The sequence below is a fragment of the Bradyrhizobium genosp. SA-4 str. CB756 genome, from assembly GCF_000473125.1.
Taxonomy (GTDB): domain Bacteria; phylum Pseudomonadota; class Alphaproteobacteria; order Rhizobiales; family Xanthobacteraceae; genus Bradyrhizobium; species Bradyrhizobium arachidis.
In genome coordinates, this window is record NZ_KI421499.1 from 6464704 (window position 1) to 6480479 (window position 15776).

11 protein-coding genes are annotated in these 15776 nt (G+C 58.1%); 2 read left to right on the forward strand and 9 right to left on the reverse strand.

The window, feature by feature from the left end; translation table 11 throughout:
* The first annotated feature begins 665 nt into the window (after window positions 1-665).
* Window positions 666-1343, forward strand: a complete 678-nt coding sequence (locus BRAGE_RS0131070; RefSeq protein WP_027563400.1) for a cyclic nucleotide-binding domain-containing protein — start codon at window positions 666-668, stop codon at window positions 1341-1343.
* Window positions 1344-1637: 294 nt separating this feature from the next.
* Here BRAGE_RS0131070 and BRAGE_RS57170 read toward each other — a convergent pair whose 3' ends face one another.
* The 6 genes from BRAGE_RS57170 to BRAGE_RS50315 form a co-directional block, all read right to left on the reverse strand.
* Window positions 1638-1760, reverse strand: coding sequence for a hypothetical protein (locus BRAGE_RS57170; RefSeq protein ID WP_433994935.1), 123 nt, complete (start codon window positions 1758-1760; stop codon window positions 1638-1640).
* The gene (locus tag BRAGE_RS57175) at window positions 1760-2113 is read right to left on the reverse strand and encodes a HipA domain-containing protein (protein ID WP_245161737.1); all 354 of its coding nucleotides are present in this window, start codon (window positions 2111-2113) and stop codon (window positions 1760-1762) included. Before BRAGE_RS57175 ends, BRAGE_RS57170 begins: the two co-directional genes overlap by 1 nt.
* A complete protein-coding gene (locus tag BRAGE_RS57180; protein WP_027563399.1) occupies window positions 2065-2268 on the reverse strand; it encodes a HipA N-terminal domain-containing protein in 204 nt (67 codons plus the stop codon). Before BRAGE_RS57180 ends, BRAGE_RS57175 begins: the two co-directional genes overlap by 49 nt.
* Before the next feature lie 925 nt (window positions 2269-3193).
* Window positions 3194-3493 carry a zincin-like metallopeptidase domain-containing protein gene (locus BRAGE_RS53535; RefSeq protein ID WP_283808070.1) on the reverse strand — a complete coding sequence of 100 codons (300 nt, stop codon included), beginning with the start codon at window positions 3491-3493 and terminating at the stop codon, window positions 3194-3196.
* 865 nt (window positions 3494-4358) lie between these two features.
* Complete coding sequence (locus tag BRAGE_RS0131100) at window positions 4359-6482, reverse strand: prolyl oligopeptidase family serine peptidase (protein ID WP_027563397.1); 2124 nt, start codon at window positions 6480-6482, stop codon at window positions 4359-4361.
* 423 nt (window positions 6483-6905) lie between these two features.
* Entirely contained in the window at window positions 6906-7118 is a 213-nt protein-coding gene (locus BRAGE_RS50315) for a hypothetical protein (RefSeq protein WP_141263290.1), read from the reverse strand.
* A 424-nt stretch (window positions 7119-7542) separates the two neighbouring features.
* Here BRAGE_RS50315 and BRAGE_RS0131110 point away from each other — a divergent pair, with 424 nt between their 5' ends.
* Entirely contained in the window at window positions 7543-8880 is a 1338-nt protein-coding gene (locus BRAGE_RS0131110) for an MFS transporter (RefSeq protein ID WP_430642262.1), read from the forward strand.
* Window positions 8881-10777: 1897 nt separating this feature from the next.
* Here the strand turns inward: BRAGE_RS0131110 and BRAGE_RS0131120 are convergent.
* From BRAGE_RS0131120 to BRAGE_RS0131130, 3 genes are all read right to left on the reverse strand, one after another.
* On the reverse strand, window positions 10778-13030 hold the full coding sequence (locus tag BRAGE_RS0131120; protein ID WP_027563395.1) for a hypothetical protein: 2253 nt from the start codon (window positions 13028-13030) through the stop codon (window positions 10778-10780).
* Between the two features lie 576 nt (window positions 13031-13606).
* Entirely contained in the window at window positions 13607-13960 is a 354-nt protein-coding gene (locus BRAGE_RS0131125; RefSeq protein WP_027563394.1) for a hypothetical protein, read from the reverse strand.
* Between the two features lie 262 nt (window positions 13961-14222).
* Window positions 14223-15464, reverse strand: coding sequence for a cytochrome P450 (locus tag BRAGE_RS0131130; RefSeq protein ID WP_027563393.1), 1242 nt, complete (start codon window positions 15462-15464; stop codon window positions 14223-14225).
* Window positions 15465-15776: the final 312 nt, after the last annotated feature.

The window sequence follows — 15776 nt, forward strand, 5'->3', positions numbered from 1 at the left end:
CACCATGGGCTACACAAAAGCGCAAGCAATAAGACGGCCCAGCCGTACGGCCCCGCCGGAGAGCGGATTCTCGAACGTCGGTCAAGGCCTTGGCGCAGCTTTCCTGCTACTTGCCCGGGCAGAAAGATTTTTATGAGCGCGCGTCGGCATGTTTGTGCTGGCTCGCGTAGCAGGCAAAAGAGCGCTGCATTTGTCCTTGCCGATGCTCTTTAATCGATGTGCGCCCTCTAGAGAGACCCAATTTGGACTGGCGCATAGATGCAGATTTGCCCTTCTAGCCATGTCACTTGGAGGCTCCTAGGCCGCCGCCTGTTCCTCTACATTCTTGTGCGCGTATTTTTTCTAAAAATGCATTCTCGCGCAGCTCTAGAGCGTCGTCCGGCTATTGGCCGCCGATTCTCTACCTCAGGCTCGATGACGAAAGCTGAACGAGGGCTCACACCGCTTCTGTTGCAGCGCACCGCCTGCTCTCAGCGCACATAACGTATGCTTGGACAAACGGCTGAACTTATGGCGCCACGCTCGTGCGCGGCACTGCCTCACCACGATACGACTTTTTCGTACGACCTTGTTACAACACTCGCCGCCCGCGCAGATTGCGCCCGACATTGAACAACGATCGATTCTGTCACTATAGTCTTTCAGTTGTTCAGGAGTGCAGGATTATGTTTGTAAGTATCACCACAAACCAAAGACCTTGCCATAATGCGCTCGATGAGCTCGGCATATCGAGCCTATCAAATCCGATCGTCAGCTTGAGTGAATTCACTTACAAGAAGGGTAGGACGATCTACATCGAGGGCGACCCCGCCGAGTACGTCTATCAGATCATGAAAGGGGCGGTACGGACCTACAAACTGCTGTCCGATGGGCGACGCCAGATTGGCGCATTTCATTTACCAGGTGACATTTTTGCATTCGAGAACGGTGGGGTACACCGATTTACCGCGGAAGCCGTTACGCAGAGCACTGTTTGCCTGATCAAGAGGCACACTCTTGATGCGATCGCTCAGACTGACGCAGTCGTCTGGCGCACCTTGCTCAGCATGACTACGATGAAATTGCAGCATGCGGAGAACCATATGCTGCTGCTTGGACGTAAGACTGCTCTCGAGCGCGTTGCCGCCTTCTTGCATGAGATGGATGTGCGGCTCATGGCTGTTGATGTTATGTCACTGCCAATGTCTCGGCGAGACATCGCGGACTACCTGGGCTTGAGCCTCGAGACCGTCTCACGCTCAGTGTCACAATTGCATAGCGATGGCGTTCTTGGTTTCATTGGCAATACTCAACGCGAGATTATAATTCTAGACCGGCAGCGGCTCGCTAGCTTCGAGTTGTAAAGTTGAGCGCCAGCCGAGTGCGTGCAAACCGTAGCTCGGACTAGCATGAGACGGCGCAGCAACGGCCTATCAGGCAACCATTCGGTGAGCGCGCCGATATCGGAATGGAATGAGCTCGTGGTTCCGCTCGACTCCGTTCAACTCATGGATGATCCGTATCCTAGATACCCTCTCAGAGCATATTCGCAATACTTGGCTCGCGTACCCTGAAGGTCAGCCTCGCGGTCTGTCGAGTAGGTACGCAAGAGTTCGACAATATCGACAGACGTTGGTCCTCCCTCGTCCTGATATTTCTTAGTCGGCAGGATTGCCCACGGCCTGGCAAATATCTTCCTGGTGAATCCGAGTGATGTCGTTCCCACTAACTTGCCGGTCGTAGCGTTCAACGATGATTGCGATCTCCTTTTCGAAGCGCATCACCTTGGTTTCAGCGGCCGAAGCCCGTCTCGCGCGAGCTGCAGGCAGATATGCTCGTTCTCGGCGTGACCATCGAAGTGGCCTGTCGGCGGTTTCAAAATGTGGGTGGTCGGTATGCGGCCGGACGGAATGCCCCATTTGCTGTCTCTGAGGACAAGAGCAGTTTTAGGCTGGGCGCCCGCAAGGCTGAATTGACCCGTATCGCCGGGCAGACGCCAGGCAGCATGATCCTCCCGTAAGGCTTGAAGCCGGTTTGCTATTTCCGGCTCGTCAAGCCATTCGATCTTGTCATCTCGGCCCGTTTTCAGCGCCTCCAGTCGATCGGGCGGGACAAACTGAACGGCGCCTCGCAATCCTGACCGACGTTCGAGATGAGAGCAAACACGTTGCGCGCTGATACCTGAAATTTCTTGGCCAAACGCTCGAGCACCTGCTTATTGTCGGGAAGCAGCCCCCACAGGCAGGCCTGACTGGCGGCTGGACCATGCTCCTCAGCGGCGAGCGGCATCGAAAGCGAGAGAGGATAGGCTCCTCAGCGTTGCGCCATGCATTGTCATAGAGAAGGCCAGCCGGCCGCGTGCATCACTTCGGACACGACCGGCTTCGGTGCCATCTAAAAGTGCGATGAGCTCGGCCATTAAGGCTTTCCTTTTTGGCCTTGGTGACGATGGCGTTGAGATCAACTGCGGAGGTAGACCCGCGGCTGGTGGGCGCTCCACTGTTGGCGTCCAGCGGGTTGCCGAGAACGTCGAGAGCACGGAGGACAAGGGCCAACTCTGCGCGGGGATGACCGTGCTCAACCTCATACCCAATTGACGACTAACGCCGATCCGCTTGGCCAGTGTCGCCTGGTCAAGCTTGAGACGTTTGCGTCTGTCGCGAATGAAGGCGCCGACGGCGACCGGTGTGAGGATAATCAAATGTCAGCGATCGCTCACATCGGTCTAAGTCGCCGTCTCTGACAACAGAATGTCGCCTTTCGTTAACATTTCAATATGTCATCGATCGTCGACATCTTCTCGGTCGGAAACTACAACCCTTTCAGAGACATAAGGAAGATAACCTCACATTAACCAAGCACCCGCTCCCGGCTGCAGCAAGTTCCAGCCTGTTCGGTGCCTCCGTGGCCGGATGTGACACGGAATGGCGGCTTCTCTCGCCTCGTGAGCCGCCCGCGCTCATGTGCGTCGGATCAACCGGCATGAACAGCCCTTTGGCCGCTCGATAACTTGCGCGGCTTCTTCACCGCTTTTGCGGGTCTGAGAAGATGATGACATTGCGAGCTATGCTGCCCTTGCGAGTTCGATGCGTGGCAGCAACCATGCTTCGGTCATTCACCTCTACCGGCCAAGCAGACCCCACAACCCTGGCCCGTGGATAAGGCGCACAACTACTTCGATATTCAAAGTCACCCCTTACTCGCGATGCCGGTCTCAGGGAGAAAAAGGCGCGCCGTGGCTCAGGCCGCGACGGAATTTTTGGCCTGAAACCGATACAGAAAGTCCGCGGCCCGTTGGGCAGTGGACGCGGTCTTGACGATCGCGCGTTTTTCGTTCTTCAGCACCTTGATCCAAGAGGTGATATAGGAGGCGTGATCCTCTCACCTCCGGTTTCAGGCCGTGATCGGCGGACAGGAAGACCGCGCCAAGCTCTGCGACCAACTCTTCCATGGCATAGGCTTCATCGCGGCCGAACTCGCGATTCAGGCGGCTCTCGTCGCGGTATGTGTCCAACGCCAATCATTGCGCGCGTCGCGGCAGAAATGGATTACGTGCCCCTCACCTTTTCAGGTGGTGTACCGACTTTCGCCAGAGTACCTGCGAAGCTTGTCGAGATGGCCACCGCGATCGTTTGGAGCGAGATGTAAAACAGTGCGGGCGGGGCTCGGCCCTAACCGACCCGGGGGCTGAAACCAGGCCAACTAGCCCCTACCACATCCGCACTGCCGTTGAGACTAGCGGACAGTTGACTCGGCGCTGATCGATCTGGAGCAATAGCGCTGTCCCTGCCACATTCCGTTAACCCCAAAGGGTTTGTATCTCTGATAGCTTACCGCAAGCTGACAGGCCTTTGCGCAGTCGGTCAATCGTACGTCTGGGCTATCAATACTGGCTCAATCTGCCACGCAAACTCCTGCAACCACTCAGACATGCTCTCGGTCCTCAGCCGTCACGAATTCAGGATTACCCGGACGGTTCAGGCTGCTGATCCGTAAGACATTGTCGGTTGCGGACCATACCATCCAAGATACTCCGCCCCCGCTAGAGGGTGGGTTTCCCGTGCGTCAAATTGCGAATTCGGTGCTTTGCGCGCGCCCATACCTCGGCCTGCATATTGTACTGCCATGTTCGTCGCAGTCTGTGTATCGGTCGACTGTCGCGGTGCGTTTGTGGAATTCCAGCAAGCCTCAATCTGGGAGACTGCGGATTAACGAAAAGCGAGACAGATAGGCGAGACTGAGGCGTAGCTGATCGCTCGAATTCATCCCCAGGCAGATACCACAGTTTGCGGAGAATGAGCAAAGACGGGCTCGCCGACGCCCCGGCCGATAACGTCGTCCGCCGAGCGTCATCATTGAAGGAGTCCTAGTCCTCGACATCACTCATCGACAAGCCGCCGGGATGCATAGGTATATTCTAAAGCGATCCGGCGTGCCTGTTCAATGAGGTTGGCGGCGGCGCTATGCCCCCCATCGGTATTCTCATAATAGAGGTACGGTTGGTCCAACGCAGCGAGCCTCGCCGCTGCCTTGCGGGCATGCGCTGGATGCACGCGGTCGTCCTTGGTGGACGTGAGAATGAAGGGAGCCGGGTAGATCTTTCCTGGCACCAACCTGTGATAGGGCGAGTAGGCCTCGAGCCACTTGCGCTGTTCGGGAATGGTGGGATCGCCATACTCGCCGATCCAGGAGGCTCCGGCGCCCAGCTTGGTGAACCGAACCATGTCGAACAGCGGAACCTGTAAGATGGCCGCATTGAAGAGCTCGGGTCGTTGGGTGATTGCGGTCCCTACCAGGAGGCCTCCTTGGCTACCGCCGACGACGCCCAGCCGGCGGGGAGAAGTGATCTTGCGACGGATCAAGTCCTCCGCGACGGCGATAAAATCATCCCATGTGCGCTGCTTCGTTGCGCCTTGAGCAGTCTGGTGCCATTGGGGCCCGAACTCACCGCCACCGCGCAGGTTCGCGACAACATACGCGTTTCCCTGCTCGAGCCAAAGTCGTCCCGTGAGGCCCGCGTAAGAGGGGCAGAGCGGAATCTGAAACCCACCATAGCCATAGAGAAGCGTTGGAGTTGATCCGTCAAACCTTGCGCTCTTGGGGCGTATCAGAAAGTAAGGAATGCGGGTGCCATCGCGCGAGATTGCCTCGAACTGTTCGACGACAAGTCTCGAGGCGTCGAACCTAGGAGGTGTCGCCTTCAGTGTCTCAAGGCGCTCGGTTGCAGCGTCGAAGTACCAGAGCATCGTCGGGCTAAGAAAGCTGGAGACGGTGAACATCGCCTCGTCCGTTTCATGCGATGCCGCAGCCAGACCGACAGTCGCATTCTCTGGAAGCGGGATAGGCGTGACCTGCCAGGCGCCCTGATGGTACTTGTAGACGAACGCCCTACTCTGAACATTGTCGAGAATCGTTAGGATTAACAAGTTTCTTGTGGCCGTGAATCCGCTGAGCGCTTGTCGAGGCCCAGGCTTGAAAACGAGCGTGGGTCTGGCGTGCAGCGGATCCTGCTTCCATTCGGTCAGGTCATACGAGATGATCGAGCCGGCTGAGAAGGGGGTGTCTCCGGACGGTGGCATCCAGTCTTCGTTTAGCGTCACCAGCAGGCGACCACTCGCGATGCCCCCGATGGTCGCCTTCTTTGGCAGATTGAGCTTAGTCGGCTTGGACCCAAAGAGAACATACTCATGCTCGAACGCACTGATGCTGCGGATGGCGCCGGTCGCATGGATCGTGCCTTCACTGTCGCGCAGCACGAATGGTGTGGCCTCGACATCGGTCGGCTCCCCACGGAAGACCTCGTGCGCTTCCACGAGCGACTGAGCGCGCTTGAGCTCCTTCACAACGAAAGGGTAACCAGCTTGCGTCATGGTCCCTTCGCCCCAATCTCGTGCAATTAGGACCGTGTCACGGTTTACCCAAGTGACCTCCTGTTTTCCCTCGGGAAATTCGAATCCGTTCGTGACGAAGGTTTTGGCGACTGCGTCGAACTCCCGGACGAACACAGCGTCTTTTCCGCCCTCGGACAGGTTGAGCAAGCATAGGCGCTCTTCAGGCGGAAGGCAGCTCACCCCTTTAAGAACCCAGTTCTTCTTGTCCGCGTCAGCGAGAGCATCGACGTCGAGGATGGTCTCCCATCGAGGGCTCTGGGTGCGATAGCTTTCAAGCGTCGTACGCCGCAAGACGCCGCGCACCTGGTTCTCGTCCTGCCAGAAATTATCGAGACCGCGCCGTCCCAATGAGACGTACGGAATCCGGTCCTTGGCCTGAAGAACGTAGAGGGCTTCGCCGTAGAAGCGCTGGTAACGTAGATCGGATTGGAGCGCACTGAGTGTCTTGGCGTTCTCGGTGTGAACCCAAGCCAGTGCGCGCGGCCCTTCGATCTCCTCAAGCCAAAGAAAAGGATCCTCGGTGCCGGTCGCAGGCGCTAGCGTCTGGGACAATCCTGCGGCCATCAAACAGCTCATGGATAGCGACGCTGCGAGAAAAAGCGAACTTTTCATGGGAGTTGTCCTGAAGTTAGCCAGCCGGGCTTAAGTGTCTTGCTAGGTGAGGGGAAGAATTCGGAAGATGCATACTCGGCGTCAAAGCGCGGGCATGCGGGAATTGCGTCCGCTGGCTGTTGATGGAGCAAGCAGCGTGCCGCTTGAATATTGGAGATTCTCCAGGCGTTTCCGCCCCATGTAAGTGTCGACTTTTGGACGTCCGTCTCAAACCTGACAGTCGGTTATTAGTAAGGCGGCATGTTGCGCAGCGGCCGCCTTGCTCATCGTCGCAGTGCGTAGATCCTCGAGGATCGCTTGCGCCGTCCGTTCGGCCACTCACAACTCTGCTAGGCGTAAATTGCCTTGAGCATGTGGCTCACCTCGCAAACGTTGGAAGGGGTATCGCTGAAAGCATTCGGTAAAATTAAACCATGTAGCGTTTTAGACGCGCATCGAGCAGGAATCGGCGAAGCTCTCGACAAGGCCTCTGGAGCCGTCCGAAATGACCGTTCCGGTTCCGGCAAAGATCGCGGTCGATTTTCTTGAGAGGTAGCGCTCCATGCGCAGCTGTTCGTTTTCCTGGCGCAGGCGGGCGATCTCCGAAGCCTGGTTCGCCGACATTAGCGGCGCATGCATGGGGCGCCACGCCGCCAATTTCGGCTCCTGCCGGAGCTTATCCACGCAGCGTCGTAGCATCGAGCGGACGCAACCTGGCCCGAGGCGGAATGGCTCGAGTCGTCAGTGGTATGCGACGCCCGTCGATTTTGTCGCACACTCGCCACAGAGCGCAGAAGTCTGCAGCCACCTGACGAATGCAGCAGGTTCGCATATTTGTCTTTGCCGTCCAGGCCAGCGATCAGATCAAGGGCTAACTGGTGGCGGAGAGGCCGGCATTTTTATTGCAGACGTTACGGTGAGCTTCGTCGTGACACGCTTCAGCCTATTGCCTGGCGAAATGGCCGTGAGGGACGGGAGCGGGCAGCGCAATGCAACGGAGCGTCCTGTCTGGCCAAAATCTTGGGTCGGAATCGCGCTTCAGATTAGGTCGAGGGTGTCGAGGCAATCTACTCGAGAGAGACTGGAGCCGGTCCTCGATCCCGCAGAGGAACGCTTGACGAGCCGCGCCGTGTTGGGCGCAACCATCGGCAATATTCTCGAATTCTACGACTTCGGGACCTACAGCTTCTTCGCAATACAGATCGGCCAAGCGTTCTTCCCGGCAACCGACTCGTTCGCTAGCCTCATGCTTTCACTCGCAACCTTCGGCGCAGGTTTTGTAACCAGACCGATCGGGGCCATCGTGCTCGGCTCGTATTCGGATCGGGCCGGCCGACGGCCCGCGATGACCGCCAGCTTTACCATGATGGGTGCCGCGGTCCTATTGTTAGCTATCACGCCATCGTATGGGACAATAGGACTTGCCGCTCCGTCACTGGTCGTCTTCGCACGCTTGCTGCAAGGCTTTGCTCTCGGAGGTGAAGTGGGTCCGACGACCGCCTACTTGATGGAAGCGGCCCCCGCTGAGGCCCGCGGTCTTGCTGTCTCCTTTCAGCCCGCGAGCCAACAGATAGCGGCGACGGCCGGAGCGTTGGTTGGAGAAATACTCTCGCTCACCATGACAAGCGAAGCGCTCAATGCGTACGGATGGCGGATCGCGCTGTTGCTCGGCGCCGCTACGTTGCCGTTTGGACTTTGGCTGCGGAGCGGCTTACCCGAAACGTTGCATCGGCCCGAGGCGCACGTTCTGTTCACCCAGCCTGGAGGCCAATCGCGTGCCGATCGCCGCATCATGAGCTTGGGATTTGTCATCTTGGCCAGCTGCACGATCACGACTTATATGACGGGATATATGACCACCTACGCGATGAACACCCTCCACGTTTCCGCGCCACTTGCCTTTGCTACCACGCTCATCAGCAATGCGGTCGGAATTGCTGCAGCACTGCTGGGCGGCCTGCTCGCCGACCGCGCAGGCCGTCGTCGCATCATGATATGGCCGCAGGTCACCGCATTGCTGATGACCTATCCGGTATTCTTGTGGATTGCAGAGAGCCGCAGTGCCTTCGCCCTTCTAGGAGGTCTCGGCGCCCTCACCCTGATCGGAACGATGCCGTATAGCGCCTTCTACGTGAGCATGGCCGAAGGTTTGCCCGGGAACATTCGTGGCGGCGCCTTCGCGACGATTTACGCTTTTGCGATCGCGATTTTCGGAGGCACAGCTCAACCGATCGTCACCTGGCTGATCCACCTCACCGGGAGCCCACTCGTGCCCGCCTGGTACATGCTTTTCGCTGCCGCGGCCGGGCTCTTTGCCATGCTTATGATGCCGGAGACGGCGCCACTCAATTTGACGCCCGACCATAAACGAACCTTCCTAACGCCACGACGGCTACCTCGGCATAGCCGGGAAGAATAGACATCCATGACGTCCGAAATGCGAACCATCGAACCGAAGGGCGCTACGGGCGTGACATGGAATAGCTATAGAAATTCGACTAGTTTTAGATCGAGCTGCGGCTCGCATCGGAACACAGCATCGGGATCTAAAACGACTTTCCCGTTTACCCAACCTACGCCGATGCGGCGGCTGCGCGATTGGCGGTGGTCAACGATTGGTTGAAAGTGAGCAATCGCTTTGATCAACTTAAGAGAATTAAGATGGCGCCACTTGCACCATCTGCCAGCGTAACCGTACGGTACGAGGACGCGGCCGCAGTCGGAGCAAGCGGCCGCACGAGGCTCGATCCTCGTTCTCTGCTTGATTTGTTTTCCGTCCTCAGTGTCGCACGCACGAGGGATCGGTCAAACAAAAGAACAGGTCGCAGATACCTTCCAACGGGTCGTCCGCGCACTGAGGATATGATGTATCGGCTACCCCCACCCTGCCGGCAACGGGTTGCGCGGCAACTTTTGCAGCAAAAGGAGGCACCGCCGCCGTTGCAAGCGCGAGGGCGCTCGCCGTCACTAACACAGACTTTTTCATTCGAGAAATCGCTTCCCTAGGTTAGCCCCAACCGTCCTCAAGGGTCTATATGACGACCCTGTAAGCGGTAAAATTGATTTTCTTGATCAGATCTATCTACGGAATGGATAAGCTCGGACATCACCGCGTGGCTCAATCTTAACCCGCTCGGAACCTGCAAATCTGCTTCGTGATCGAACGCTCGACGAGCCTCGGAGCCGTCGATGTATGTCTCGTGGTGCTCGAGCAGAGCGTTTTCTTGGATCATTCTTTTCAACGTCCGAGCGAGACCATAGCCATTTTTCATGGTTGCGAACGTGCGCTTCCCCAAACTCACTTGCGTCACGGTTGGACGCACGATTGCTCCTCAGCGCGTGGGAGGAGTGCGAAGATCGTCGAGGCGATGGGCGACGAGTTTCACACGCGGCTTAACCAACGGCTCGCCGAAGCAGGCCTAACGGGGCGACACCGATGCCGAGCGAACGTTAGGACCTCAAGTCGTTAGCGAGATCGCCCGCGAGATCAAAGGCGCGGTGATGCACCGGGTGCTTAGGGCGCATGGCATCGAGCTGTAAAAGACGGTCAGACCTATATCGCTGTCGTGAGCTCGGACCCTGACTCAATGGACAGTCTCCGCCAAGCTGATCGGGCGGTGGAGGCCCTCTTCGGGCGATGCCGCCGGTCGGTCGCTCGTGACGGCGACTGAACAAGCAGCGACATCACTGACCATGCGTTCATGTATTGGGATTGGGGGGCGGCTCGGCGCGCCATTGCAGTTGAAGCAAAGCACCTTTGACGTCACTCGGCTCGAGACGCTCAAGGAAGAACGACGAGCCCCAGCATCTTTTGGGGGCCAAGGAGGCGTGATGCTGGGGCCGTCGTAGCCTTTTGCAAGAGTAGCAAACAGGCAGCGTTGTTGTGCACCGCCCGGTTTGATTCGTCAAAGCGGCCCGGATAGTCAGCTCCCCTGCACCCGGACCATCCGCGATCTGTTGAAGCTCTGCCGACGGTTTGAGCGCCAGTTTGCCGCGGCCAGGCAGGTGAAAGCACTGTTACATCCGGCGGGCCGCCGGCATCAGGTACATGTTCTCCATCTGCAATACTCGGCGGCCTAACTTCCCGCATCGGCGCCGATGTTCGCTACTGCCCGGAATGGCAGCTTGCTTCCGGAACAACCAACAATCCTCCGGGCCGCCGGCTGGTAACCGTGCCGTGAGGTGTGCTCTCTCCCAGGCTCCGTTCTTCTCCAAGATGGAGCTGAAGGACCAAGGCGCTGCTCAGGCAATGCGCCGAGCCGATTCTAAGGCATGAACGCTGCCACCGAACGGCTCACCGCCGCAAGACAACCAGCTCACTCGATCCGCAGTTGAGCCAGCTGCGCTGAAACGTGCTGCGGATCGGGAAGCGGCTGCCACCGCTGGCCAGCGGCGGTGCTCAACAAGGACCTACAGAACGCAGGAGTGAGCTTGCCGCGGTGGATCACGACATTCTCGTGACCCTCGGCGGCTCGCGCGTTCTGCCAATGCTGATTGTATCCGCGCTGTTCGTCGGACTTCACGTGGCAGGCGGCGAATTCGCGATCGCTAAGCGTTGCCAATTGCGAGGCATGAACCGGCCGCTCGGTATGTATGTGCCCCCACATCGGCCTTGGCATCGCGCCGCTGCGCAGCGCCCTGGGCTGCAGCTTGATCTCGAATAGCTTCCCTGGCTCTCCCTTCAAGGCGCGCGGCGGATCCACTGACTCCAGTTCCCCCGCCGCGCGCAGCTGTTCGAGGTACTTTTGCGATGGAAACGGGTAGGTCTTCATGCAATCACTCGGGATCGCTGCCTTCTGCGCTTTCAATGATCTTGCCTGTCCCTGCAGCTCGGACAACATCCCATTGAGCCGGACTATTTTGTCGTGCACTTCGGGAACTTGCGAAGGCGTGAGCAGGCCACGTCGGCGAGGCTCCTGCAGCGCGGTAACGCAGGCCTCACTTTCGTCGGCCTGCGTCTGCAAGCGCGTAATAACCCGACCCAAGACGTGTTCGGCATCCTCGGGCTTCATCTGGCGCGCCTGCGAGACCGCGCTCTGCTGAGCCGGCAGATCGAACTGCAGCAGCTTGTCCAATCGCTCAAGTAATCCCGCCAGGGCTTCCTTGGACGGCGGCGCCTGCCACATCTGGAGGTGCTCGGTTGCAGCGGATGAGGCGCGTGCTTCCTCCATGGTGGCGAGCTTCTTGGTACCGAGATCTGAGCGCACGATAACCTTGCGCGTCGGAGCCGTAGCGGTATCGGGCCTGGCGAGTTGCGGCTCGGATGAGCTGGCCGTTGAACTCCCCTCGCCTGCAGCCGCCGCGCGCCTTCCTTTTGCTTTTGCTTTTCCTTTTCCTTTTCTGCCTGAATTGCCTTGGCTCACCCCGGCAGTATTTTCCGGCAGCGCAGCCCAAGCCGGCGGTTCAATCGTGGCTGGCGTAGTTGGCTGCAATGCAAGCAGCCGCATGACCTCGTTCGCGGTCACCCACGCCCCTTCCTCGATCTCGTCCAGCAACTGCAGGGGAACTTCAGCTCCCGTTCCGACCTGCCTCAGGCTGGCAACCATGCCGCTCAGCCCAGATGCAAATTCCGAAAGCCGCTCCATGACTCCTTCCAGAACGGCGCGATGCTCCGCGTCGAGCACTGCTCCATCGCGGTGCAGAACGGCGTCGCACGTGGAGACGAATGCCGGAAAAACATCCCCGACGAAGGTCTCGAGCAGACGCACCCGCCCGCTCTCGTCCATCAGGGCATCACGCACGTCTGGGTCGAGCGTGCTCGCTCGCGAGTCAATCAAGAGCTTCGCGAGAGCGATCCGCGTTTGCAGATACACGCACCTCGTATTGAGAGCCCAGCCAGTATGCAGTCTCAGTGCAGCCTCTTCGGCCTTGCGCATCTCGGGCGTGCTGCTTGGCAAGTGGGCAGTAGCCGCACAGACAGACTGTATCCGCTCCAGGCGCAACACCTTCTTTCCCCACCATTCCATGTGGGCTGCATAGTGGTTCGCCACGCTTTTATACGAGCCGCTCACCTGGACGGGCGTACCGGCGCCTTTGATCCTCTCGAGCCAGCCTAATGCTTCCTTTCTTTTCTTCTCCAGCTCGTAGACAATCTGGGTGGCGACTGCGTTACATTCTTCGGCCGCGTCCAGCGTGTCGTCGCGTAGGCGGCGAGCCCGGTCGTCGGGCAGAATGCGACGCGCCAAATTGGCAGGCAGATCCGCGTAGTACTCCAGAAGCGTTGAGCCTGCTTTGACGACTTGATCGATCAGCTCTTGCGCCTCTTGCAAGTTCTGGGCGCGCGTGGCCGCTCGACGACTAGCTTCAAGCTCCTCAAGCAGGCTGCCCATTTTTTGCCTTGCTGCCTTGATCTCGTCCCGCGTTGGCGCCGCCACATCCGAAGTTGAGTTGCCAAGCGCCGCGATTCTGTCTTGAGGTCCAGAGCGCATCCGCTCCAAGACGGCATCGAAAGATTGACTGCGTGCTCCCGGGAAGAGGCTGGGCTCCACGCTCGAACCGCTCACGTCTTCGGTGTTGCCGGCTCCTACGGCCCCAACTTCCGATGCGCCGGGTCGGCCAATGCCTGTCATGGTTCGTCTCCAATAAAAGTCGCGAATGTGCAGCCTGTCTGGATAGACCGCCTGACTGACGACTAGCTGACCAAAAGCGGTCTTGCGCATGCACAAGAAAGCCGATGTCACCTGAAGTTCCATTTCCGCCGGAGCTCTGATGTTGCTGAACAGAGCGATGCGGGTAACCGCGTCGGTGTAAGCAGCCGAGACGTGACCGCGGCTGAGGCTTCCCTGGCTGTGACGCGATCCGGTACGAATCCTGCCCCTTTGCCGGCGGCTCCGTCTACGCCAACTGGGTCAACTCGTCCCACAGGTTCGCAGGTAGCCGGGAGAACACTCGCAGCCCAATCGGCTAATGATGGTCAAGCAGAAATGGCCAGCCTATATAGATTGGCAGACCTGCTGCTAACGGCAAGGCGACTTTGACAGAAGAGCTTAACAACCTGGCGGCCGTACACCGATGACGACGAGATGCAGAAGGTCGATCCAGAATCGATATTTTCCTCGTTCGAACCGGCTGAATCGATCTTTCGCAGATCCTCACGCTGCATTTCGCAAAAGTGCGGCGCCCATCCGGGTCCGGTGAGATCACCTTCATAGAAACATTGCAGCGAGCACACCAAACGCACCGAGAACCAGCCCAATCAGCGAACCGACGGTCGGCACGTCTCTGAAGAGCAGAACCGTGAGTATCGGTTCCACGACCAGGATCGCTCCCACCGATATCGCTACAATGATCCAAATATTCTTCAGATGCATGTAGCCTAGCGCGTATCCGAGAACGAGCAGGATGCCACCCAAGCATACAAGGAGAAACATCGGCCAAAGCATCGCCAGATCGCCACCGGCCCTTCTGAATTGCCTTGAGGCAATTAACTCGGCGAATATCGAAAGAGCTTCTCCAAGGAAAATTGCTGCCACAGCTACAATTTTCAATATCAAGGTCATTGCCCTCTATAGTTTCGGCTATTCGAGGGTGGCCCGGAGACCTGCATCGGAGTAGCCGTTGAGTTCAATTTTCGGCATGCCAAGCGCTTGCGGAGACGCGCGCCTCGCTTCTCGCAGGCCTTTCCAAGCGTTTGCCGGGCCGGTAATTAGCTTCCGACATGCAGCATTGTTTCCGTCGATCACCGCAACTGCGCTCCTTGCAGAAAGCAAAGATGGTTCAGGGCAAGCCCGCTCCGCCGGGCGTGAGCAGAACAACTTTTGCCTAGGCTGCAATCTGCACGGGAAGAGCGGAATAGCCGTGCACGAAGTTAGACGCAATCCGCTCGGGTTCGCCGACAACCTCGAACCCCAATTGCGCAGACAAAATCTCTTCCCAGAGGACTCTCAACTGCAGTTCCGCAAGATGTCGACCAAGACAGCGATGGATGCCGAATCCGAACGAGAGATGCTGCCTCACATTTTTGCGGTCGATCACGAAATTGTCGGCGTCCTCAATGATCTCTTCGTCCCTGTTACCGGAGATGTACCACATGACGACCTTGTCGCCTTTCCTGATCTGTTTTCCGCCTATGATGCTGTCGATCGCGGCGGTACGGCGCATATGTGCGATTGGCGTCTGGTACCGAATAATCTCGGACACGGCGCTTGAGATTAGCTTGGGATTGTCAATTAGCTTTCGCAGCTCGGAGGGATATTGACTCATGAACAGGATGCCCCCGGTAATTGAGTTGCGCGTGGTGTCGTTTCCCCCAACGACCAGCAGAATCAGATTTCCGAGAAACTCGCTCGGCTCCATCTGGCGTGTGGCGGGCGAATGCGCCATCAGGGAAATCAAGTCGAGGCGCGGCTCGGCATCGATGCGCTCGTTCCAAAGCCGGGTGAAATACTCCAGGCACTCGGACAAGATGGTGCTTCGCTTGTCCCAGCTGTCGATTGCATGGCCTGCTTTCGGAGCTGTAACAGCAACGTCTGACCAATAGGTCAGCAGTCGCCGATCCTCAAATGGAAAGTCGAACAGCGTGGCGAGCATTTGCGTCGTCAACTCTATGGACACCATGTCCACCCAGTTGAAGGCCTCATTGCGCGGCAAGCCCGCGAGAATCACCCTGACCCGCGACCGGATCAAGCTTTCGAGCTTCGTCAAGCTTTCCGGTCCGACGATCGGGCTCACGGTATTGCGCTGCTCGGCGTGCTTGGGAGGCCCCATCTTGATGAAGCTCGGGGTCCAGTGCTCGCCAGGCACGTCGACAATAGTGACACCTTGTTCGGACGAGAACGCTTTGTGGTTTGTGTCGACGGCTACGATATCCCGGTATTTCGTCACGGACCAATATGGACCATGAGCGCTGTCTTGACAGTAGTGAACGGGATCTTCCTTTCGTAGCCGCTCAAAGCAAGCCCACATGCTGTCGTCTCGAAAGCGCTTACCATCGCTTACATCCAGCTTGCTCAGCGGGATAACACACGGATCCTTGGCCCCATAATCTTCCGATCGCCTTGTCATGATCATCTCTGCAGATTCTGCTCTCGAGAGTTTACGGCGTGGTGCGATTCGTCGCCTTCGAGCTGCCGCAGCGCTCGGCTGCGACGGGCCGCTCGACCAGGCTACCTCACAGTGCAGCTAGCCTCGCCCTACCATGTCGGGCAGTAAGGATCGCGTTGACTTTCCAAGTCGATCTACTCAAAGGATCGGCGAGAGCTCTCAGCGCTGGTTAGAGATGGCGTGCGCTGGAGCCAACATCAAGCCGAGTACACCTTCATAAGGTGACCCTCGCTTTGGGATACGGATAGCTTTCTCAAGGTCATGGATGGATAG

Coding starts and splice junctions, on each gene's coding strand:
- BRAGE_RS57170 (WP_433994935.1), bottom strand. CDS start 1,760: ATGCGCTTCGAAAAGGAGATCGCAATCATCGTTGAACGCTACGACCGG.
- BRAGE_RS0131125 (WP_027563394.1), bottom strand. CDS start 13,960: ATGACCTTGATATTGAAAATTGTAGCTGTGGCAGCAATTTTCCTTGGA.
- BRAGE_RS0131120 (WP_027563395.1), bottom strand. CDS start 13,030: ATGACAGGCATTGGCCGACCCGGCGCATCGGAAGTTGGGGCCGTAGGA.
- BRAGE_RS0131100 (WP_027563397.1), bottom strand. CDS start 6,482: ATGAAAAGTTCGCTTTTTCTCGCAGCGTCGCTATCCATGAGCTGTTTG.
- BRAGE_RS57180 (WP_027563399.1), bottom strand. CDS start 2,268: ATGCCGCTCGCCGCTGAGGAGCATGGTCCAGCCGCCAGTCAGGCCTGC.
- BRAGE_RS0131070 (WP_027563400.1), top strand. CDS start 666: ATGTTTGTAAGTATCACCACAAACCAAAGACCTTGCCATAATGCGCTC.
- BRAGE_RS0131130 (WP_027563393.1), bottom strand. CDS start 15,464: ATGACAAGGCGATCGGAAGATTATGGGGCCAAGGATCCGTGTGTTATC.